The sequence below is a fragment of the Gracilibacillus thailandensis genome, assembly GCF_010994055.1.
Taxonomy (GTDB): domain Bacteria; phylum Bacillota; class Bacilli; order Bacillales; family Amphibacillaceae; genus Gracilibacillus; species Gracilibacillus lacisalsi.
The window spans coordinates 82,334-105,935 of the sequence record NZ_WJID01000010.1 but is presented as its reverse complement, the minus strand read 5'-3'; the positions used below and the strand labels follow the sequence as shown (position 1 = coordinate 105,935).

21 protein-coding genes are annotated in these 23,602 nt (G+C 37.7%); 10 read left to right on the top strand and 11 right to left on the bottom strand.

Going from position 1 to position 23,602, the window contains the following annotated elements; genetic code table 11:
• Positions 1 to 191 precede the first annotated feature (191 nt).
• Positions 192 to 1,169, bottom strand: coding sequence for a zinc-binding dehydrogenase (locus tag GH715_RS04775; RefSeq protein WP_153834394.1), 978 nt, complete (start codon positions 1,167 to 1,169; stop codon positions 192 to 194).
• 1 nt (position 1,170) lies between these two features.
• Positions 1,171 to 1,644, bottom strand: a complete 474-nt coding sequence (locus GH715_RS04770; protein ID WP_153834395.1) for a DUF6884 domain-containing protein — start codon at positions 1,642 to 1,644, stop codon at positions 1,171 to 1,173.
• A gap of 666 nt (positions 1,645 to 2,310) precedes the next feature.
• Here GH715_RS04770 and ilvB point away from each other — a divergent pair.
• The 8 genes from ilvB (at position 2,311) to GH715_RS04730 (ending at position 11,271) form a co-directional block, all read left to right on the top strand.
• Positions 2,311 to 4,044: a biosynthetic-type acetolactate synthase large subunit gene (gene ilvB / locus GH715_RS04765; protein WP_153834396.1), complete on the top strand. Its 1,734-nt coding sequence runs from the start codon at positions 2,311 to 2,313 to the stop codon at positions 4,042 to 4,044.
• Positions 4,041 to 4,559 (top strand): acetolactate synthase small subunit, encoded by a 519-nt coding sequence (ilvN, locus tag GH715_RS04760; protein ID WP_153834397.1) that lies wholly within the window; start codon positions 4,041 to 4,043, stop codon positions 4,557 to 4,559. The genes ilvB and ilvN overlap by 4 nt, the downstream gene beginning before the upstream one ends.
• A gap of 58 nt (positions 4,560 to 4,617) precedes the next feature.
• Positions 4,618 to 5,649: a ketol-acid reductoisomerase gene (ilvC, locus tag GH715_RS04755; protein ID WP_018932850.1), complete on the top strand. Its 1,032-nt coding sequence runs from the start codon at positions 4,618 to 4,620 to the stop codon at positions 5,647 to 5,649.
• Positions 5,636 to 7,159 (top strand): 2-isopropylmalate synthase, encoded by a 1,524-nt coding sequence (locus tag GH715_RS04750; protein WP_018932851.1) that lies wholly within the window; start codon positions 5,636 to 5,638, stop codon positions 7,157 to 7,159. Before ilvC ends, GH715_RS04750 begins: the two co-directional genes overlap by 14 nt.
• 24 nt (positions 7,160 to 7,183) lie before the next feature.
• Entirely contained in the window at positions 7,184 to 8,254 is a 1,071-nt protein-coding gene (gene leuB / locus GH715_RS04745; RefSeq protein ID WP_153834398.1) for a 3-isopropylmalate dehydrogenase, read from the top strand.
• 129 nt (positions 8,255 to 8,383) lie between these two features.
• Positions 8,384 to 9,802 carry a 3-isopropylmalate dehydratase large subunit gene (gene leuC, locus GH715_RS04740; protein ID WP_153834399.1) on the top strand — a complete coding sequence of 473 codons (1,419 nt, stop codon included), beginning with the start codon at positions 8,384 to 8,386 and terminating at the stop codon, positions 9,800 to 9,802.
• 21 nt (positions 9,803 to 9,823) lie between these two features.
• Positions 9,824 to 10,408 (top strand): 3-isopropylmalate dehydratase small subunit, encoded by a 585-nt coding sequence (leuD, locus tag GH715_RS04735; RefSeq protein WP_153834400.1) that lies wholly within the window; start codon positions 9,824 to 9,826, stop codon positions 10,406 to 10,408.
• A 164-nt stretch (positions 10,409 to 10,572) separates the two neighbouring features.
• Positions 10,573 to 11,271, top strand: coding sequence for a TraR/DksA C4-type zinc finger protein (locus GH715_RS04730; RefSeq protein WP_153834401.1), 699 nt, complete (start codon positions 10,573 to 10,575; stop codon positions 11,269 to 11,271).
• A gap of 66 nt (positions 11,272 to 11,337) precedes the next feature.
• On the opposite strand, the gene GH715_RS04725 is transcribed toward GH715_RS04730, so the two are convergent.
• The 9 genes from GH715_RS04725 to GH715_RS04685 all read right to left on the bottom strand — a co-directional run bounded on the left by GH715_RS04725 (position 11,338) and on the right by GH715_RS04685 (position 19,317).
• Positions 11,338 to 11,943 (bottom strand): DUF421 domain-containing protein, encoded by a 606-nt coding sequence (locus tag GH715_RS04725; RefSeq protein ID WP_018932856.1) that lies wholly within the window; start codon positions 11,941 to 11,943, stop codon positions 11,338 to 11,340.
• Positions 11,944 to 12,047: 104 nt separating this feature from the next.
• On the bottom strand, positions 12,048 to 12,794 hold the full coding sequence (locus GH715_RS04720; RefSeq protein WP_153834402.1) for a CPBP family intramembrane glutamic endopeptidase: 747 nt from the start codon (positions 12,792 to 12,794) through the stop codon (positions 12,048 to 12,050).
• Between the two features lie 904 nt (positions 12,795 to 13,698).
• A complete protein-coding gene (gene deoC, locus GH715_RS04715) occupies positions 13,699 to 14,370 on the bottom strand; it encodes a deoxyribose-phosphate aldolase (protein WP_153834403.1) in 672 nt (223 codons plus the stop codon).
• Positions 14,371 to 14,379: 9 nt separating this feature from the next.
• Entirely contained in the window at positions 14,380 to 14,781 is a 402-nt protein-coding gene (locus tag GH715_RS04710) for a cytidine deaminase (protein WP_153834404.1), read from the bottom strand.
• A 20-nt stretch (positions 14,782 to 14,801) separates the two neighbouring features.
• Positions 14,802 to 15,614, bottom strand: a complete 813-nt coding sequence (locus GH715_RS04705; protein WP_163578454.1) for a purine-nucleoside phosphorylase — start codon at positions 15,612 to 15,614, stop codon at positions 14,802 to 14,804.
• A gap of 16 nt (positions 15,615 to 15,630) precedes the next feature.
• Positions 15,631 to 16,809 (bottom strand): phosphopentomutase, encoded by a 1,179-nt coding sequence (gene deoB, locus GH715_RS04700; protein WP_153834405.1) that lies wholly within the window; start codon positions 16,807 to 16,809, stop codon positions 15,631 to 15,633.
• A 17-nt stretch (positions 16,810 to 16,826) separates the two neighbouring features.
• On the bottom strand, positions 16,827 to 16,991 hold the full coding sequence (locus GH715_RS04695) for a XapX domain-containing protein (protein WP_153834406.1): 165 nt from the start codon (positions 16,989 to 16,991) through the stop codon (positions 16,827 to 16,829).
• A 95-nt stretch (positions 16,992 to 17,086) separates the two neighbouring features.
• On the bottom strand, positions 17,087 to 18,388 hold the full coding sequence (locus tag GH715_RS04690; protein WP_153834407.1) for a pyrimidine-nucleoside phosphorylase: 1,302 nt from the start codon (positions 18,386 to 18,388) through the stop codon (positions 17,087 to 17,089).
• Between the two features lie 203 nt (positions 18,389 to 18,591).
• Entirely contained in the window at positions 18,592 to 19,317 is a 726-nt protein-coding gene (locus GH715_RS04685) for a GntR family transcriptional regulator (protein WP_153834408.1), read from the bottom strand.
• A 227-nt stretch (positions 19,318 to 19,544) separates the two neighbouring features.
• Here GH715_RS04685 and htpG point away from each other — a divergent pair, with 227 nt between their 5' ends.
• The gene (gene htpG / locus GH715_RS04680) at positions 19,545 to 21,425 is read left to right on the top strand and encodes a molecular chaperone HtpG (protein ID WP_153834409.1); all 1,881 of its coding nucleotides are present in this window, start codon (positions 19,545 to 19,547) and stop codon (positions 21,423 to 21,425) included.
• A gap of 224 nt (positions 21,426 to 21,649) precedes the next feature.
• On the top strand, positions 21,650 to 23,587 hold the full coding sequence (locus GH715_RS04675) for an aconitate hydratase (RefSeq protein ID WP_153834410.1): 1,938 nt from the start codon (positions 21,650 to 21,652) through the stop codon (positions 23,585 to 23,587).
• Positions 23,588 to 23,602 lie beyond the last annotated feature (15 nt).

Genomic DNA, 23,602 nt, shown 5'->3' with positions numbered 1-23,602 from the left:
TGAAGGTAAAACCCCACGGAAAGGGAAGCGGGCAGCCGCAGCGATGGTTTCCTGTACATGCTATTTCAAAATGGCTCCTCTGCATACAAATGCGTTGATACCGCGGATTATATACTTTCTTTCCTTGGAACAAATGTCCGTACGCTCAGCCCAGAATCATTTGTACCTCGCAGCATACGCTGTTTAGCTTTTTACATATAAATATATATTTTGCCTAGCTGCTTTTGTGACTCTAGATGAGTAAAGGCTTTATCTATATCAGCCAGTGGATAACCTTTATCAAGTAGCGGTTTTATATGATGTTTTTCGATGAAATCAATCAACTCGCGTAACTCTTCCCTACTCCCCATTGTCGATCCAATTAGTTTGTATTGTCCATAGAAAAACGAACGCAAATTAAATGTAATCTCATCGTTAGTAGATGAACCAAAAGTAACTATTCTGCCACCTTTTTTCAGTACTTCTAAAGACTTGTTAAACGTAGCACCTCCTATACTTTCAATCACGATATCAATCTGTTCATCAGCTAAGACAGTTTTCCAATCTTCATCAGTTAAGATTCCACGATCAAAGCCTAGTTGCTCTGCTTGCTTTAATTTATCATAATCTCTCGAAGAAGTTATCACTCTTGCTCCTGCTGCTTTAGCCATCTGGATGATAAAGGATGTTACTCCTCCTCCTACTCCAGGAATAAATAATGTTTCCCCTTCTTTTATTTGTCCTTGTGTAAATAATGCACGATAACCAGTAAGGGCAGATAAGGCAAAAGTTCCTGCTTCTTCCCAATTTAAATGAGTTGGTACTCTTTCAACAAAGTCTTCTTCAATAAGAATTTTTTCAGCGAATGTACCATTATATGGTACTCCCACGATTTCAAAATCTTTCGGTGGTGCCTCTGAATTATTATACCAGTTTAAGCCTGGATTAATAATTACTTCCTCCCCCATTTTAAACCGAGAAGATCCCTCACCAGCTTTTTCAATCACACCAGCTCCATCAGATCCTAGAATATAAGGTTCTGGTTTATTACCAACACGATCTTTTATTTTCAAATCCCTATGATTTAACCCTGCTGATTTTAAACGTACTAAAACTTGCCCCGCTTTCGGCTCTAGCTCAGGCATATTTACTAATTGATATGTTCCGTTTTGGACAACATATGCTTTCATATTAAGACTCCTCTCTTATAGTATGTAGAGCTTGGTTATTCTCAATGCTATTCTTTAATAATCCTTGCATCTGGCCAATGCCTTTTGTTCCTAACAAAGGGTATTGAATACTATCTGCTTGCTGAAATGTTTGATTAATAATTGGTTGATATTTTTTTCCTGTCAACACAACAATATCGTGAAATACATCAAGCCCCTTTTCCTTTAATTGATTTCGTAATAGATTAACCGATATTACATCTGGATCATTAGGGCGAAATGTGACATCATAGTTACTCGGTACCGTATCATCTGGTAATAACAAACCGTGTTTTCCAGATATAATAACCCAATTTTCGAAATACAATTCAGCATATTGACGGCATAAACGATGCAATACACCTATGTACGCATATTTTGCTTGAGTTGGACCTATATCAGGGGTTTTATCCCATATTTTCTTTTTCCCACAAGGGATAATACACAATTGCGACATGATCATCTCTCCATTCTAACCATTCTATTATATATAACTAATTAGCAGCATGTAAAATGTAAAAAAAAGATTGTCAGATTAAAACTAGATAACAGCAATAATGTAATCGCTTACGAATATTGCACCCCGAAAGAAATGTCAGAAAATTATTAAAAAACGGTTGACCAAACGACTTTTTGGTTGTATTATTGTCGTCAATCAGATATTTCAGAAAATTAAACATTTTTTAAAAAATATCTGTAGACAGGATAGAATCAATCGTATAGTATAAATTATAGAATATATATATAAAGCGTTGACGGGAACAAAGGATTAGGATCATGTATTGAAAGAGAGCCGAGGATGGTGGAAGCTCGGTAATACACCCTTTTCCGAATACTCATCCCAGAGTGCTATGTTGAACAGACTTTCCTAGTAAGCATAGCCAGGTGTTCATACACCTGTTATCAAAATGAAGCTAGTTAAAAATGTAGCTTCATAAGGCAATATTTGTAAGAATATTGCGAATCAGGGTGGTACCGTGAAAAGAAAGGCCTTTTCTCCCTTGTTATTTGCTATTTCGGTAGCAAGAACAAGTTAGAAATGGCCTTTTTTCTATATATAATGAAAATGAAATGATTATATTATATTTAATTTTTCAGATTCTAACATTTAGGAGGGATTATAATGGAAAGAACACAAAAGCAAGTACAATCAGCTACAGACTATAATGAACCCAAAACAGGCGCTGATTTACTTGTCGAATCGTTAATTAACGAAGGTGTCGATACATTATTCGGTTACCCAGGCGGAGCAGCTTTGCCTATTTTCGATGCTCTTTATAAAGCTCAGGATGCTTTCGATCAAATCCTAGCTCGACATGAACAAGGTTCCATACATGCAGCAGAAGGTTATGCAAGAGTTTCCGGAAAACCTGGTGTTGTCGTGGCCACTTCAGGTCCTGGTGCAACTAACTTAGTAACTGGTATTGCTGACGCAATGATTGATTCGTTGCCGATGATCATCATTACGGGTCAAGTTGCCCAAGGAGTAATTGGAACGGACGCATTTCAAGAAGTAGATGTAATGGGTGTGACTACACCAATTACAAAGCATAACTATCAAGTTCGCGATGTTAAAGATTTACCCCGCATCGTCAAAGAGGCGTTTCATATTGCAACAACAGGACGTCCTGGACCAGTATTAATTGATATGCCGAAAGATATATCTGGTGAGGTGATTGAAGCAGAATTCAAACCAAATGTGGAATTGGATCTACCAGGATATCAACCAACAACCAAACCGAACCCATTACAAACGAAAAAACTTGCTGAAGCGATTGGTAAGGCAAAAAAACCAGTCTTACTAACAGGTGCAGGTATCTTATTTGCAAAAGCTTCTGAGGAAGTCCAAGAGCTTGCTGAAAAATATTCTTTACCTGTCGCCTCTACTCTTTTAGGTTTAGGAGCATTCCCTGGTGACCATCCATTATTTATGGGAATGGCAGGTATGCACGGGACATACGCTTCTAATACCGCTTTGTATGAATGTGACTTATTAATCAATATTGGAGCAAGGTTTGACGACCGTTTAACCGGTAAATTAACATCCTTTGCTCCGAACGCAATAGTAGCTCACATTGATATTGATCCAGCAGAAATTGGTAAAAACGTTGCTACAGATATACCGATTGTTGGAGATGCCAAGGCAGCAGTAGAGAAACTTTTGTCACATGATATCCAACATCCTGAGCATGATGAATGGCTTGTGCGCATTCACGAAAACAAAGAAAGCTATCCACTATGGTTCAATAACCCTGATCAGGAGATGATCGGACAATGGGTTATTAAGAAAGTCCACGAGGCAACCAAAGGAAATGCCATTGTGACAACTGATGTCGGGCAACATCAAATGTGGGCAGCACAATATTACACCTTCACCAAACCAGACAAATGGGTATCATCTGGTGGCTTAGGAACAATGGGTTTTGGCTTTCCAGCAGCAATTGGTGCACAGCTTGCTAAGCCTGATGAGACCGTTGTAGCTATTGTTGGTGACGGTGGTTTCCAAATGACGCTTCAGGAATTATCGATACTGCAAGAAAAAGGCTTGCCAGTCAAAGTAATTATTGTAAATAATCAAGCATTAGGAATGGTTAGACAATGGCAGGAAAAATTCTATTCCGAGCGTTATTCACAATCCATTTTTAGCATTCAACCTGATTTCGTTAAGTTGGCAGAATCCTACAATGTTAAAGGATTACAAGTAACAACTCAAGATGAGTTTATTCAAGCATTGCCTGAGATTTTCGATTATGAGGGTCCAGTAGTAGTAGATGCTCGCGTCTTGCAGCAGGAAAATGTATTCCCAATGATAGCACCTGGTACAGGACTAAATGAAATGATTGGGGTGAAACCATGAAACGAATTATAACTGCAACGGTGAGAAATCGCAGTGGTGTATTAAACCGCATAACAAGTCTCTTACAACGACGTCAATTTAACATCGAAAGTATCTCTGTTGGCAGAACTGAAACAGAAGGTATGAGTAAAATGACTTTCGTTGTTGAGGTTGAAGATTCACAAAAATTAGAACAAGTAACGAAACAGCTTAACAAGCAAATAGATGTTATCAAAGTTTCGGATATAACAGATAAAGCTATTGTTGCACGTGAGCTTGCATTGATAAAAATTGTCAGCAACAGCCAATTACGTGCAGAGGTTCAAGGTATTATTGAACCATTCAGGGCTTCGATTATTGATGTAAGTAAAGATAGCTTATCCATCCAAGTTACTGGTAAGCCAGATAAAGTAGAAGCATTAATTGAACTGCTACGACCATATGGCATTAAAGAATTAGCACGCACAGGCTTAACTGCTTTTGTTCGTGGACAACAGCCCAATACAGATGGCAGTTTTCAATCACTATTAGGTTAATAATAATAATCACATTATTATAAATAAAATAAAATTAATGGAGAGGATGTAGTTTATTATGACTAAAGTACTTTATAACAACAATATTAATGAAGAGGTATTACAATCTAAGAAGATCGCCATTATCGGTTATGGTTCTCAAGGCCATGCACATGCATTGAACTTGAAAGAAAGTGGTTTTGATGTAGTGGTTGGTCTTCGTAAAGGTCGTTCTTGGGATAAAGCGGTAGAAGATGGTGTGGATGTAAAATCTGTAGCAGATGCATCTAAAGAAGCAGATGTTATTATGATCTTACTTCCTGACGAATATCAGCCATCCATTTATAAAGAGGCAATTGAACCAAACTTAGAAGCTGGAAATGCCCTAGTATTTGCGCATGGATTTAATATTCACTTTAATCAAATCGTACCTCCAGCAGATGTAGATGTATTTCTTGTAGCTCCGAAAGGGCCTGGTCACTTAGTACGTAGAACATATGAAGAAGGTGCTGGTGTACCTGCACTTTATGGTATTTTCCAAGATGCAACAGGTCAAGCAACAGATGTGGCTCTAGCTTATGCAAAGGGAATCGGAGCAGGCCGTGCTGGTATTCTTGAAACAAGTTTCCAAGAAGAAACGGAAACAGATTTATTTGGTGAGCAAGCTGTACTTTGCGGTGGTACTTCTGCTCTTGTAAAAGCTGGTTTCGAAACGCTTGTAGAAGCTGGGTATCAACCAGAAGTTGCTTATTTTGAATGTCTACATGAATTAAAACTAATTGTAGATCTACTATATGAAGGTGGATTAGAGAACATGCGCCACTCTATTTCTGACACTGCTGAATGGGGTGACTTCATGTCAGGTCCACGTATTGTTGATGAAGATACAAAGGCACGTATGAAAGAAGTATTATCTGACATCCAAACAGGTAAATTCGCTCAAGGTTGGATTCTTGAAAATCAAGCTAACCGTCCTCGTTATGCTGCTATTAAGAAAGCAGAAAGCGAACATCAAATTGAGAAGGTAGGTAGAGAACTGCGTGAATTAATGCCATTTGTTAAACAAAAGGCAATTAATAAAAAGGAAGTGGTCTCTAATGACTCAAATTAAGATTTTTGATACGACACTTCGTGATGGTGAACAATCACCTGGTGTCAATCTCAATCAACTAGAAAAATTAGAGCTTGCTAAACAATTAGAACGCTTTGGGGTAGATGTTATGGAAGCAGGGTTCCCTGCTTCCTCCAAAGGCGATTTTGAAGCTGTAAAAAAAATTGCTGAAACGGTGAAGAATGTATCTGTAACTGGTTTAGCTCGTGCCGTTAAATCCGATATTGATGCTTGTCGCGATGCTTTACAAAATGCGACTCATCCTAGACTTCACGTTTTTATTGCCACCTCCCCTATTCATATGGAATATAAATTAAAGAAAACTCCAGAAGAAGTGATTGAAACAGCCGTCGAAATGGTCAAATACGGTAAACAATTTTTTGATCATGTTGAATGGTCTGCAGAAGATGCATCACGTACTGACTTAGATTTCCTTGCAAAGATTATTGAAAAGGTCATCGATGCTGGTGCTACCGTGATTAACTTACCTGATACAGTTGGTTATACTATGCCACGTGAATATGGTGCCATGTTTAAGTATATTAAAGAAAATGTACCAAATATTGATAAAGTTGACCTTTCTTGTCATTGCCATGATGACCTAGGGATGGCTTTGGCTAACTCTATTGCCGCAGTAGAAAATGGTGCTACTCAAGTCGAAGGTACAATTAACGGTATCGGTGAACGTGCAGGAAACGCATCATTGGAAGAGTTTGCTGTAGCGTTAAAAATTCGCAATGATTATTATCCTTATTATACTAATTTAGTTTTAAATGAAATTAAACGTACTAGTGATATGGTGAGTAAATTCACTGGTATGACGGTACCTGGAAACAAAGCGGTTGTTGGCCGAAATGCTTTTGCACATGAATCTGGCATTCACCAAGATGGTGTATTAAAAAATGCGCAAACGTATGAAATTATTACCCCAGAATTAGTCGGTGTTCATTCTAATAACCTTGTATTAGGTAAGCACTCAGGTCGTCATGCATTTACAGATAAAATTAAGCAGCTTGGTTACGAACTTCCAGAAGACAAAATAAAAGAAGCATTTAAGGCGTTTAAATTATTAACTGACCGTAAAAAAGAAGTCACAGACGATGATTTGTTTGCAATCCTTACTGACATACAAACAGATACCTCGAATGTGAAACGTTATCAACTGCAAAATTTCCAAGTTCAATATGGTTCGAATGATCAACCAAGTGCGACAGTATCACTTACTACTCCTGATAATGAGCAAGTAGAAGATACGAGCACAGGCTCAGGTAGTGTGGAAGCACTATATAACACATTAGATCAAATAATTACAGAAGAAACACACCTTACTGATTTTCAACTAAATTCAATTGGTCAAGGTCGCGATGCACTCGCAGAAGTACATGTCAGCTTAACTGTTGATGGAAAGACTGTAAGTGGACGTGGTTCCGCACAAGATGTGTTAGAAGCTGCTGTGCAAGCATATCTAAACGGTGTAAACCGAGCTATTTACCAAAAAAAAGCAATCTAAGTCGTTATGTAGGAGGTCAATGAATTGAGCAAAAAAATCGTCCTGCTTCCGGGTGATGGAATTGGAGCAGAAGTTATCTATGCTGCCAAAGAAGTCCTAGAAGCAATTAGCCAAAAATATCATAAAGTTTTTGAATTTTCTTCATACGACATCGGTGGTATTGCCATTGATAATCACGCCACTCCCCTACCTGACGAAACGGTAGAAGCTTGCAAAAGTGCTGATGCTGTTTTATTAGGTGCAGTAGGTGGTCCAAAGTGGGATAATAACCCTTCAGATTTAAGACCCGAACGTGGTTTGCTAGGTATCCGTAAAGCACTTGATTTATATGCGAACCTGCGCCCTGTTAAAGGCTTCAAAAATCTTTTACATGCATCTCCACTAAAAGAAGAAATCATACAAGGCAGTGACTTATTAATTGTTCGTGAACTAACTGGCGGGTTATATTTCGGAAGACCAAGTGAACGTCTTGATGATGGGAATGCTGTTGTTGACACATTAGCATATACACGAAAAGAGATGGAACGTATTATCGACAAAGCTTTTCAAAGTGCAGAGTTACGCAATAACCACCTAACCTCTGTTGATAAAGCAAATGTGTTAGAATCTAGTAAACTATGGAGAGAAATTGTCGAGGAAAAAAAGGCAGAATATCCAAATGTCACCGTTGATCACGTATTAGTCGACGCTGCGGCAATGAAACTGATCACGAATCCGACACAGTTTGATGTGATAGTTACAGAGAACATGTTTGGTGATATTTTAAGTGATGAAGCTTCTGTTCTAACTGGATCACTTGGGATGCTCCCTTCTGCTAGCTTAGCTGAAGACGGTGTTGGCTTATATGAACCTGCGCATGGATCTGCACCTGATATTGCTGGTAAAGGTATTGCCAATCCAATTGCGATGATCCTTTCCGCTGCCATGATGCTTCGCTACTCATTTGATATGAATGAAGAAGCACAAGCAATTGAAGATGCAGTAGAAAAAGTATTAAATCAAAACTATCACACCGCAGATTTGAAAAATGACAATAATGGAAAGCTAGTCAACACAACCGAAATGACACAGTTAATCGTTGACGCAATCCAATAAGAAGACGGAAACTTCGGCGTACCTATTCCACATAGATAAACGCCGATCTTTTTCTAAGTGAACAACTACTATAGTGCTGAACAAAGCAACTTTATGTTGATAAAAACTATTACGTAAGGAGTGAAACAGATGCGAAAACCAAAGACTATTATTGAAAAGATTTGGGAAAAACATATCGTTCATCATGAAGAAGGGAAACCTGATCTTTTATATATTGACTTACACTTAGTCCATGAGGTTACTTCCCCTCAAGCGTTTGAAGGGCTTAGAATCAACAACCGAAAAGTACGCAGACCTGATCGCACCTTTGCAACCATGGATCATAACGTACCAACGATCCACCGTAATGTTATCAAAGATGAAGTATCCAAAACACAAATGGAGACATTAAAAGCAAACTGTGAAGAGTTTGGTGTACCTTTAGCAGATATCCATCATCCAGATCAAGGTATCGTACATGTAATCGGGCCAGAATTAGGATTGACACAACCTGGTAAAACAATTGTTTGTGGTGACAGCCACACTTCTACTCACGGAGCATTCGGTGCATTAGCCTTTGGTATTGGTACCAGTGAAGTGGAACACGTATTAGCTACCCAAACCATCTGGCAACAAAAACCAAAAACATTAAATGTAAAAGTCAATGGTAAATTAGGTACAGGTGTAACAGCAAAAGACTTAATTTTAGCAATTATCGGTAAATTTGGTGTTAAATTTGGTACTGGATATGTTATCGAATATACCGGAGAAGCAATTCGAGATCTGTCTATGGAAGGTCGTATGACAGTCTGTAACATGTCGATTGAAGCTGGTGCTCGTGCAGGTTTGATCAGCCCGGATGACACTACTGTTGAATTTTTACGCGGAAAACGCCATGTTCCAGATGGTCAAGAATTCGAGCAGCTTGCTGAAGAATGGAAAGCATTAGCAACAGATGAAGGTGCCATTTATGATGAGCAAGTCGAAATTGATGCGGACGAAATTGAACCACAGGTTACATGGGGAACAAACCCTGGTATGTGTATTCCCGTGAGCGCAAACGTTCCAACTGTTGATGATGCAAATCATGAGAATGAACGTGAAGAAATAACGCGTGCTTTAGAGTACATGGGCCTTGAAGGTGGCGAACCAATCTCTTCTGTTGAAATTGAACACGTATTTATCGGATCTTGTACTAACTCTCGACTTGCAGACTTAAAGAGAGCATCTGAAATAGTCAAGGGACATAAAGTCAATCCTAATGTTCGTGCCATTGTTGTACCTGGGTCTCATAGTGTCAAAGCTCAAGCCGAAAAAGAAGGTATCGATGTCATCTTTAAAGATGCTGGTTTTGAATGGCGTGATGCTGGTTGCAGTATGTGTCTTGCCATGAACGATGACGTTGTTCCGGAGGGCGAACGTTGCGCTTCTACTTCTAATCGTAATTTTGAAGGTCGTCAAGGTACTGGTGCTCGTACACACTTAGTAAGTCCGGAAATGGCTGCAGCAGCTGCAATCAAAGGACACTTTGTTGATGTTCGTCATTTATCCATTCCAACACCAAGCTAAATGTTAAAGGAGGCTACCAAAATGGAACCAATTCGTAAACACGAAGGGCTAGTATACCCTTTGAATCGCGCGAATGTTGATACTGATCAAATCATTCCTAAACAATTTCTCAAGCGTATTTCACGTCAAGGATTTGGTCAATTTGTTTTCTATAACTGGCGCTTTGACTCAAAGGGTGAATTGCGTAACGATTTCTCTTTAAATCAGCCAAAATATCAAGGAACATCTATCTTAGTAGCAGGAGAAAACTTCGGCTGCGGATCCTCCCGTGAACATGCTCCATGGGCATTGCAAGATTATGGCTTTAGAGTAATCATAGCTCCAAGCTATGCTGATATTTTTTATAACAACTGTACAAAAAATGGTATTTTACCTGTTAAATTAACAGAAGATGAAGTACAGACCTTAATTAACAATGCGGAAGCTAATCAATATCACTTAACTGTAGACCTTGAAGCAAAAAAAGTCTATGACACTCAAGGTTTTGAAGCGTCTTTTGATTTAGACGACTATAAGCGAGAAATGCTTCTAAATGGTTGGGATGAAATTGCTGTTACTTTAACCCATGAAGATAAGATATCTCAATTTGAAGAAGCAAAAGGTTAATCTAAAAGCTGATTTCCTTAAGATAAGGAGGTCAGCTTTTTTAAATACCCTTCTATAATATATCCTCTCCTCTCCTATTTCCTTTATCCATTTCATTTTCCAAAATCATCTTTAGTGGGATATGAAGATTCGGACATACTAACAGATATAAGGAGGTGTAATATTTGCTACATCCCACTGAAATACAACAATGTAAACAGGAATTATTAACACGAAAAAAAGAAATGAAAGAGCATCTCAAAGATCATTTCGGATTAGAACAAGCCATTAATAAAGAATCCGTTTCAGAATTATCCAATTATGATAACCATCCAGCTGATACAGGTTCAGAGCTATTTGAACGAGAAAAAGACATTGCACTTAACGAACACGAGGAAAAAGAGCTAGCTGATATCAAACAAGCATTACAAGCTATTGACAATGGAACGTATGGAAAATGTGAGATCTGCCACAGTGATATACCTGCAGAACGTATGATGGCAATGCCTACTACTACTCGATGTATAAAGCATGCAGAACATGATGTCAAAAAGCAAAGACCGATCGAAGAAGATATTCTCCACTCCAATATCGATGAACAGGAATTAGAAGGTGATGATCATACGATGTTTGATGGTGAAGACGCATGGCAAAGTGTAGAAATGTACGGCTCCTCTGATGGCCCTTCAGACTTTTATGATACTGAAAAAGATTATGATGATATGTATTATCATTCAGAAGAACAGGTCGGAAGCGTAGAGGAACTCGAAGGATTTCTATTAGCTGGAATGGATGGAAAATATATTGGTGTCAATGACGCACATGAAAAATATGAAGATTATTTAGATGAGAATGATATCAAGTCGATTTTATATGATCAATAATGTAAAAATTCCTATAGAGCTTTAAAAAACATTATGTAGGACCACCACAGATTGGTCCTACATAATTTACTCTAAATGTTTAGGAGGTGGTGTTTGGTGTTGCTTATCCGCTACCTCCTGAAATATATTATCCTTAGGATTTGTATTATTTTGTAGGGTGTTAATGCTTAGTTGCAATTGTTGTAATTGGTTAACTAGCTGTTGTAAATCACCTTTAGTCATTGGTTGAGCTTCAGGCTTTAACATGTATCCTAATTGTCCATTCGGTTCCAATGTTGCCGATTCTACATCGCTGAGTTTTTGAACATTTTGTTGCCGTAACAACATCTCTAATAAATCTACTGATATACGATATTTCCTTAAATTTTCTTCAATAAGTTGGCCATTTTCAATTAATACATTGGATTTACCTGTGATTAAAGCTTCAGCCTTATCCGATTTTATTTGTACATATTCCATCACAATTAATGTAATAATCAAAATTGCACTTATGCCGAATGTAACCCAGATATTTTCACCTGCTACAGGCTGAATGAGCAGTGACCCTATCGCAATCATCAGAACAGTTTGTGCTAATGTCATTTGAGATATTGACTTCCTGCCAGCTATCCGAAGAAGAAACGTTCCTATTATAATAATTAAAACAGCTTTCCAAATCCAATCCCATTGCACAAGGCAACACCCTTTCACAGTTGAAAATTTTTAGGTTGAAAATTCCGTACTGTTCTACTTCTAGGATGAGCATGTCAATGATGGATTATGTATTTAATTCTTCCTTAAATAATATCTAACAACGCTAACATTCCAGTAACTGCGTATATGTTCCAAAGAATATGAAGCATAATCGGAACTACTAATGACTTAGTCAAACGATATAACACAACGAAAATCATCCCCATTATGGTTGCGGATATAAAATGTCCCGGATGTAATGCTCCAAAAATCACAGCAGATACTATTAGTCCTATCCAAAAGGAATATTTTTCTTTTAAAAATTTATGTACTAAGCCTCTGAACATAATTTCTTCTTTAATTGGCGTTAGCAAAGTAAATGCAAGGTAAAATAAGAGAATGTTAAACCAATGATCTGACATCCCTTCTAAACCAAACGTATCAATTTGACTTCCTCCCTCTTCCCACTTGAACACATGGAGAATAAGAAATTGACTGATGTAAGTAAAAACAAATGCTATAAAAAGATATAAATATGTTTTCACTTTTTTTAGTGGTTTCCATGAAAAGGACATCTTCAGAAAATGCCGCACCTTTTTAAATATTAATAGTGCGATCACAATACCTAGGGCATCTATGATTAACGTGTAATGACTTTGCATCAATAAACTCGTATAGTTTCCTTCCGTTCCTCCATCTAATATCAACGCAAAGATTCCTAAGATAAAGCCTAACACTAGTACAAATCCAAGGTATGATAAGAAAAAGCCAATCACGCCACCCCAGCCTAATCCTACATTGTCTTTCAGATCTTTCCCCTCATTTTCTTTGTTAAAAGTAAGTTCTTCCATGTTAACTCCCCTTTAATAAATCGATAGTTCATTTACGAGTTCAATCCTTATAATGTTTCATTTTTTAGTACTTTAATTGCTTGACTATAGTTATCCAATTAAGAAAAACCGGCAAACCCCGCCGGTCCTTTATTACTTTAGTAGTAATGATGAAATATTTGAACAGCTTGACCACCGCTCCGGCTGCCCACTTCCCTTTCCGTGGGGTTTGTCCTTCAGCTAACTTTTTCGAGCCAAAACCGCTCGAAAAAGTGGATCTTCAGGTCAAACAATTCCCACAGGAGTGGAAGTGAACGGCCTTCGCTAAGGTCTGTTCTACAATTCTAGCATGAAGTAACATAGCTGCTTTTATACTTATGGATAGCGATTCTCGCTCTTATCCATTGTATAAAAGGCAACCTATTACTTCTGACAAGAATTGTTGCACCTTCTCATAGCGGAGACTAATTACGGAGACTCCTGCGGGAACAGCGCGAGCCGAAAATCCACTTTGCAAAGTGTTTTTCTTTGCAAAGTTAGTTGAGGTGCCCGTGGAAAGCGAAGTAATTAGTCGGAGCGTTGGCAAATACACTTAAAATATGTCAAAATAACTACTTCGTTAAACACGGTCATTGCGCTGATTATATACTTTCTTACCTTTTAAGAAAAGCGCAGAGCGCCCGCTTAGATACGTAGCGGCTCTGGAGCTAATCGACTGAGATCCACTTTGGTAAGCGCTCTTTGCTTACCAAAGTTAGCTTAGGCGAAAATCCCGTGGAAAGGGAAGTGGACAGCCGCAGCGATGGTTTCCTGTACAAGCTATTTCACAATGGCTACTCTGCTTACAAATGCGTTGATACCGCGAATTATATACTCCCTCTATATTACAACGAAAAAGGATACAGCACTGCTGTATCCACTAATCTTAATAATCACTATTACTTTCTTCACCATTTACAATCGCTACACTGGCACTTGCTCCAATTCGGGAAGCGCCTGCATCGACCATTGCTTGTGCTGTTTGTAAATCACGTACGCCACCAGAAGCTTTTACCCCAATATCTGGTCCGACTGTTTTACGCATTAAGGCGATATCTTCTGTTGTAGCCCCTCCAGTTGAGAAACCTGTAGATGTCTTAACATAATCAGCTCCTGCTGCAACCGCTAATCGGCAGGCTGTTTCTTTTTCTTCATCCGTTAATAAGCATGTTTCAATAATTACTTTTACTAATGCTTTTCCAGATGCAGCCTGTACTACTGCTTCGATATCTTGTTGAACTAGCTCATGTTTTCCATCTTTTAAGGCTGCAATATTTATTACCATGTCAACTTCTGTCGCACCTTTTTCGATAGTATATTTCGTTTCAAAAGCTTTAACTGCCGAAGACGTCGCACCTAATGGGAAACCAATCACCGTACAAACTGCTACATTCGAACCGGTTAATAATTCTTTTGCATAGCTAACCCATGTCGGATTAACACAAACAGAGTAAAAACCATATTCTTTCGCTTCATTACATAACGTCTCAATTTGTTCATTTGTTGTATCTGGTTTTAATGCAGTATGATCAATTTTGTTTGCTAAAGTCATATTCATCCTCCTTCATTATTTTACATTGGACATATCATCAGCAATAAACGCACCTGGAAGTAACTCCCTAACCGTCGTTTCTTGTACATCTCCTTGAAGATTCGTTAATAGCACTTTCATATCAGGTTCACAAAGCTCTGCCAAGACTTGACGACATGCTCCACACGGTGATACAGGGCGATCTGTATCTGCCACGACAGCTATCATTTCAAATTTCTTAGAACCTGATGCATAGGCATGAAATAAAGCAGTTCTTTCACCACAATTAGTCATCGAGTAAGCAGCATTTTCGATATTACAACCGTGGAAAATGTTTCCTTTGTCATCCAATAACGCTGCGCCTACTTTAAACTTGGAATACGGTACATACGCTTTTTCACGTGCCTTTTTAGCTTCTTCTATTAATTGTTTTTCCATCTCGTTCTCCCCCTTTTATTTTAGCCAATATCTTGTATTAACTGTTTTACAAATTGTAAAAAGGATTCCCGAACTTTTTCTGTCGTTTCAATAACTTCATCGTGTGTTAATGGTTGATTTAAAATTCCTGCCGCCATATTGGAGATACAAGAAATACCGACACATTTGATGCCCGCATGACGAGCAACAGTAACTTCAGGTACAGTCGACATCCCAACAGCATCTCCTCCAATAGTATCTAACATACGGATTTCTGCCGGAGTCTCATAACTTGGTCCAGTATTCCAAACATAGATACCTTCTTTTAAGGTAATGTCTAGTTGTTCAGCCGCTTGTTTTGCTACTACTTGTAAGTCACGATCATATGCAGTTGACATATCAGGGAATCGAACTCCATGCTCATGAACGTTTTCTCCGATTAATGGATTTTGTCCAGTGTTGTTGATATGATCCGTAATCAACATGAGATCTCCTGGTTCTAAAGATCGGTTCACACCACCTGCAGCATTTGTTACTAATAACTTTTCAACACCCAATTCTTTCATAACACGGACAGGGAATGTTACGGCATCTAGTCCGTAACCTTCATAGTAATGAAACCGCCCCTGCATGGCGATAACATCGACACCTTGCAAGTTTCCAATTACTAACTGTCCTGCATGTCCTTCAACAGTTGATACTGGAAATCCTGGAATTTCTTCATATTTGATTTTAGTTGGGCTTTCTATTTCATCTGCTAGCATACCTAAACCCGATCCCAGAATTAAACCAATTTTAGGTTGTGGTTTTATTTTGTCTTGTAGATATGCAGTTGCTTCAGCTAACTGGTTCACTTCAAACAGCCTCCTATTACTCAATTTCTTTCAGAAAACTTTTCCCGTTTACTGGTAATGTTACACCAAAATTGTCTGCAATGGTAGCACCAATATCAGCAAATGTTTCTCTTATTTCTAATTGTTTACCGTTTGTAATTTGATTATGACGAATTAATAGCGGGACATACTCTCTCGTATGATCTGTTCCGTGATGGATAGGATCGTTACCATGATCCGCTGTAATAATGAAAAGATCATCATCTTGCAATTTTTCAAGCATCTCTGGTAAACGCTGGTCAAATGCTTCCAATGCTTCTCCATAACCTTGGGGATCACGACGGTGGCCGTATTTCGCATCAAAATCAACAAGATTGAGGAAATTCAATCCATGAAAGTCTTTATCCATTGACTGGATGAACTTCTCCATACCATCAGCATTGTCCTTTGTACGAATGGCTTCTGTTACCCCTTCACCATCGTAAATATCAGATATTTTCCCTAATGCAATCACATCATAGTCAGCATCTGCTAATTCATTCATTACCGTTCTACCAAAAGGCTTCAATGCATAATCATGACGATTAGAGGTACGCTCAAAAGCGCCTGGTTCACCGACAAAAGGACGAGCAATAACACGCCCAACCATATATGTTTCATTTTTCGTTAAATCACGTGCGATCTCACAAATTCGATATTGTTCCTCAATCGGAATAATATCTTCATGTGCTGCAATTTGTAAGACAGAATCAGCTGATGTATACACAATCAGATCACCTGATTTCATATGTTCTTCACCTAACTCTTCGATAATGGCCGTACCAGAAGCTGGTTTATTACCTATAACTTTTCGTCCTGTTTTCTCTTCTAATTGTTGTACTAGGTCATCTGGAAATCCATCTGGAAATGTTTGAAATGGCTGGTCAATATGCAAGCCCATGATTTCCCAATGTCCTGTCATTGTATCTTTCCCATTTGAAGCCTCTTGCATTTTTGTGTAGTGTGCTTTCGGCTGCTCTGCTTTTTCGATGCCTTTAATTTCACGAATATTACTTAAACCTAATCTGCCAATATGAGGCATATGTAAGCCGTTCATATGTTCAGCAATGTGGCCTAATGTATCCGCACCTTTGTCATTGAACTGTGCTGCATCTGGGGCTTCTCCAATACCAACCGAATCTAATACAATTAAAAATACTCGTTTATAAGATTTCAATAGTATTCTTCCTTTCTTTAAAAAATTGACTTTAACCATTCGGCAATCTGTCCTCCGAAATAAACACCAAATATACCAACTACACCAGCGAGTACGGGTGGAGCAGGCAAAGGTAATTTCATGAATTTAAAGACGATGCCGATAATGATTCCAGCAAGTAAGCTAAGGACAATCTCTTTCATGCTGTCTCACTCCTATTTTATCTGCTTTGATGTAGGATGTCCAACCTCTTTAGGTAGAGCCTTTTACTTTGCATAAAAGACTCATCTTGTATTACTTAGTGAATAATATCGTAAATTAATGAATGTTTTGTTGTGTTTTCAGCTTTGATCGTATAAGCTTCGATGATTTTTTCTTCTACTTCTTTGATATTTTCCTGATTACTATATACTTTAACCAGTGTCTCCCCTTCTGATACTTGATCACCAATCTTTTTCTGTAACACTACCCCTACAGCCAAATCAATTTCTGAATCTTTGGTTAAACGCCCTGCCCCTAGCATACTTGCTGCAATACCGATTTCATCTGCTACTATTTCTTTAACAAATCCAGCATGTGTTGCTTTGATATCTATAACATATTTTGCTTGTGGTAATTTACTTGGATCATCTACAACTGATGCATCGCCACCTTGTGATGACACGAATGTTTTAAATTTCTCTAATGCTTTACCTGAGGCAACTGCATCTTCTAGTTTTGCTCTTGCTTCTTCAATAGAATCTGCTTGTTTCGCTAAATATACCATTTGACTTCCTAGTGTTAAACACAATTCATATAAATCTTCTGGCCCGTTTCCTTGTAACGTATCTATTGCCTCTTTGATTTCAAGTGCATTTCCTACAGCATGACCTAATGGCTGGTTCATATCTGAAATAACTGCAATTGTTTCACGACCTGCTCCATTTCCGATATCCACCATCGCTTTTGCTAATTGTTTTGCATCATCCAAATTCTTCATAAATGCGCCTGATCCTGTTTTGACATCCAATACAATTGCATCTGCACCAGAAGCTATTTTTTTACTCATAATCGAGCTAGCAATTAATGGGATCGAATTCACAGTAGCCGTGACATCACGTAAACCGTACAATTTCTTATCAGCAGGAGTTAAATTCCCACTTTGCCCCACAACAGCTACTTTTTGTTGATTGACAAGTTGATTAAATTTTTCAGCTGTTAATTCAACTTGAAACCCTTTAATTGATTCTAATTTGTCAATGGTTCCACCAGTATGTCCAAGCCCTCTTCCAGACATTTTTGCTACAGGAACACCTACAGATGCTACTAAAGGAGCCAATATAAGTGTAGTAGTATCACCAACTCCTCCAGTTGAATGTTTATCTACTTTAATACCTTGTATATCTGACAAATCAACTTGATCACCAGATTCTACCATTGCCATGGTAAGATTTACTCGCTCTTCTGTTGTCATCCCCTGAAAATAAAGAGCCATCGCCATAGCAGACATTTGGTAATCAGGTATTTCCTCTTTTGTATAACCATCAATCATAAAATCGATTTCATCTTTTGTTAAACCTTGACCGTCACGTTTTTTAGCAATTAAATCGACCATTCTCATCGTACTGACACACCTTTCTTATATAGTCTGTTTTTGTTTATGTACCTATTTTTCCTATGCATAATTGATAGGACGTCCAACAACCTATTGTCGATAAAAAGAACCCTTATATATTGGATTCGGTTTCATTATATAGGTAAGACGTCCAACAAGTCAATATATTTTTGTTCACTATAAAAACCATCCTTATCAGATGGTTTTTATTAAAATATTCGTTTTCGAATGACACTAAAACTTACCTGATCCGCTCTGAAAAAGTTTAGTGAATATAAGATCGGTTGGTCATCCGTGTCATAATGCGTCTGTTTTAAAATCAATAGCGGCTGATCTGGGTCTGATTCTAGTATCTCGGATATCTCCTGATGGTAACCTATCGTTTTTATATCTGCCTTTGCATAACTTATCGTAATACCTTTTTTCTCTTGAAAAGAATATAACATCGATTCTTCTCCAAAATAATAGTCCTCTCCAATTAAAGAAACTGGCACCTTGTCAATACAGTAAACCAATGGCTCACCATCAGCTGTCCTTACACGTTTGACAAGGTAAACTCGATCCTCATCATTCAACTCTAATTCTTGTTTATCTTCACTAACGGCATCAGCTATCCCCTGAAAAAGTAAATTAGTTCCAGGTTCTTTACCCTCTCTTTTGATAAAATCGGTAATACTGAATAATTCCTCAATACCACCAGAAAAAGAAGGTTTTTTATTCACAAATGTGCCTATTCCATGTTTACGAATAATAACATTTTCTTCTTCTAATATCCGGAGCGCTTCTCTTAATGTATTTCGCGATACATTTAACTGCTTCGCAAAGTCCATCTCGGAAGGCAATCGTTCACCAGGTTCTAACTCTCCATCATTAATTTTGGTTTTAATTTGTTCAATCACGTGCATATAACGTGGCGTTTGGTAATCAAAGGCCATGTTGACTTCCCCCCTTTATGAACCGAACAACTTTTCATAAGAACATCTTATCATAAAAAAACAAAAAAATACTGTCTCTTTTTTAAAATAAGTGATTGTTACCAAGAAGTCAAACCGCTTTTGTGCTTGACACTACAAGGGTTTTGTGATAATTATTATGTGTTAGCACTCAGTGAACAAGAGTGCTAAAAATACATAAAACAAGTATCATAAGGAGGAGAATAACAATGGAACAAAAGCAATTCCAAGCTGAATCTAAGCGATTGCTTGAAATGATGGTACATTCCATCTATTCACAAAAGGAAATCTTTTTACGTGAACTTATTTCAAATGCTAGTGATGCAATTGATAAAATCTACTATAAAGCTTTAACAGATGATAGTATCTCTTTCAATAAAGATGATTACTACATTCGAATTGAACCTAATAAAAATAATCGTACGTTAACTGTTAAAGACACCGGTATTGGAATGACAAAGGAAGAATTAGAAGATAACTTAGGAACAATTGCTAAAAGTGGTTCTCTTGCTTTTAAAAATGAAGTAGAAATGAAAGATGGACAAGAAATCATTGGGCAATTTGGTGTAGGGTTCTACTCTTCTTTTATGGTTGCTGACAAAGTAACCGTATATACTCGTGCACTTCATAGTGATCAAGGCTATAAATGGGAATCTAATGGTGAAGAAGGCTATACAATCGAACCTTATGACAAACAGGATATTGGAACTGAAATAATTATCCAACTAAAAGAAAATGCTGAAGAAGAAAACTATGATGAATTCCTTGAGGAATATAAATTGAAATCAATCATCAAAAAATACTCTGATTTTATTCGCTATCCTATTAAGATGGAGGTTACTGAAAAGAAACCGAAAGAGGATAATGAAGAAGAATTAGAAGACGTAATCGAAGATCAAACACTTAATAACATGGTGCCAATCTGGCGTAAAAATAAACAAGAGCTAAGTGATGAAGATTACGAAAGCTTCTATCAAGAGAAACATTTCGGATTTGATAAGCCATTAAGCCACCTGCATATCAGTGTAGATGGTATGGTGAGATTCCAATCCATTCTTTATATTCCTGAACAATTACCGTTTAACTATTACTCACAGGATTTCGAAAAAGGATTAGAACTATATTCCAATGGCGTATTGATTATGGAAAAATGTGCTGACCTCCTACCAGATCACTTCAGTTTCGTTCGGGGAATTGTCGATTCTGAAGATCTTTCACTAAATATTTCGCGAGAGATATTACAACAAGACCGTCAAGTAAAATTAATCGCCAAAAATATTGAGAAGAAAATCAAGAACCATTTACAAAGTATGCTGAAAAATGACCGTGAAAAATATGAGCAATTTTATGATGCATTTGGTCGTCAAATTAAATATGGTGTTTATGCGGACTTTGGTGCCAATAAAGATAAATTAAAAGATTTATTACTGTTCTACTCATCTAGCGAGCAAAAGCTTGTGACATTAAAAGAATATGTGGAACGTATGCCAGAAGATCAAGAGCATATCTATTATGCAACTGGTGAATCACATGACCGCATCGAAAAATTACCACAAACAGAAATGGTTAAAGATAAAGGCTATGAAATTCTATACTTTACAGATGAAGTCGATGAATTTGCTATTAAAATGTTGATGAACTATGATGACAAAGAATTCAAAAATGTATCAAGTGGTGACCTTGATCTAGAAGATGAGGAAACGAAACAAGAAGCAGAAAAACAAAAAGAAGAACATAAAGATTTATTAGAGGAAATGAAAGAAATTCTTGGCAACAAAGTAAAAGATGTTAAGCTTTCCACTCGTTTAAAAACACACCCTGTCTGCTTATCAGCTGAAGGTGATGTTTCGATTGAAATGGAAAAAGTCTTAAAGCAAATGCCTGATAACCAGAACATTGAAGCAACAAAAGTATTGGAAATCAACAACAAACATGAGATTTTCCAGGCACTAGTACAAGCGCACCAATCAGACAAAGAAAAAGTTAAACTATATACCAATATTTTATATAACCAAGCATTACTTATTGAAGGCCTCCCTATCGAAGACCCAGTAGCCTTGACAAACGATATGTGTAAAGTAATGGTATAAAAAAAGTCGCAGTTCTCAAACTGCGACTTTTTTTTGAGTTATCGGGCATTTTCAATGAGATATCGGGTCCTTAAATAATATATTCTCCGTATTGATTAAAAATCAGAAGTGAACTTCCCTTCTGATTTTTTGTAGTGGAAAGTTTATAAACGACTAAAATGTGTAATATTAACTGTAAGGTACATTCTAAATATGTCGGAAAAAAATTTAGGAGGACAAAAGAGATGAAACAAAATGTCGCTCAAAAGTTAATTAGTAAACATCTAGTTTCCGGGGAAATGCAAGCAGGTAAAGAAATCGGTTTAAAAATTGATCAAACGTTAACACAAGATGCTACAGGTACAATGGTAATGCTTGAACTGGAAGCAATGGGGATCGATCGTGTTAAAACGGAAGCTTCTGCACAATATGTGGATCATAATTTAATTCAAGAGGATTTTCGTAATGCAGACGACCATCTTTTCTTACGTAGTGCAGCACGTAAGTTTGGTATTTACTATAGTCGTCCAGGTAATGGAGTCAGTCATCCTGTCCATATGCAACAGCTTGCCAAGCCAGGAAAAACATTACTAGGCTCTGATAGTCATACATGTGCGAATGGTTGTATGGGAATGCTTGCTATTGGCGCAGGTGGTATTGATGTTGCAATGGCGATGGCTGGAGAACCTTATTACGTAAAAATGCCAAAAGTGATGGGCGTAAAATTAACAGGTAAACTACCACAATGGGTTAGTGCTAAAGATGTCATTCTTGAAATGTTACGTCGCCATGGTGTCAAAGGTGGAGTTGGCAAAATTATTGAATATTATGGTCCTGGTGTTAAAAATTTATCTGCAATGGATCGACATGTTATTGCTAATATGGGAGCAGAACTTGGAGCAACAGCTACAGTCTTTCCATCAGATAATGAAATCAAAGACTTTTTAAGGCAGCAAGGCCGGGAAAATGATTGGATGGAACTGACAGCTGATCGTGGTGCTCAATATGATGAAGAAGAAAACATTGATTTGTCAGAGTTAGCACCATTAATAGCGAAGCCATCTAGTCCTGGAAATGTCGTACCAGTCGCAGAAGTAGCAGGTGAAACGATCTACCAATCCTATATCGGTTCATCCGCCAACCCAGGCTATCGTGATTTTGCGATTGCCAGTGAAATTGTAAAAGGTAAACAAATTGCATCGGGTATTTCCTTTGATATTAACCCTACATCTCGTCAATTATTAGAGCAGTTGGTGGAAAATGGGCATATTGCTAACCTTCTTTCTGCTGGTGCACGAATGCACCAAGCTGGGTGTAATGGTTGCATTGGAATGGGACAAGCACCTGCTACAGGGAGAAATAGTTTACGGACTACACCAAGGAACTTTCCGGGCAGATCTGGTACTAGGGAGGACAGTGTGTTCTTATGTAGTCCTGAAACAGCAGCTGCTTCTGCTCTGACTGGAAAAATTACGGATCCAAGAACTTTAGATATGAGGTACCCAAAAGTACAAGAACCGAAAAAATTCACAACCGAAGGAATGCTGGAGGCCCCTCCGGAAAACAATGCAGATGTTGAGTTAGAAAAGGGACCAAACATTACGACAATCCCAGATTTTGAACCAATAAAAAATAATTTCGATCTACCGATTTTGTTAAAAATGAGTGACAATATTTCCACAGACGAAATTTTAGCTGGTGGCTCCAGAGTATTACCATATCGTAGTAACATTCAAAAAATCAGTACATTCGCCTTTGAAATCGTTGATGATGACTATTATGATAATGCAATGAAAAAACGCGATAATGGTGGTCATGCGCTTGTCGCTGGCGTGAATTATGGTCAAGGTTCAAGCCGCGAACATGCCGCATTAGCACCTAGATATTTAGGATTAAAAGTCGTGCTTGTAAAAGATTTTGCTCGTATTCACTTACAAAACTTAATTAATTTCGGTATTCTTCCGTTAACTTTTGTTAATGAAACGGACTATGATTATCTAACGCAGGACGACATTTTAGAATTCCGTGATATACATGAAACGATCCAGGTAACCGACACATTTGACATTAAGGTGAAAGGAAAAGATCATACCATTCCAGTACGACATGACTTAACGAAACGTCATATCGATATTATTTTGCAAGGCGGGATTATCAACTGGATTAAGCAAAAACAAAAATAAAATGAAAGGAAGTAT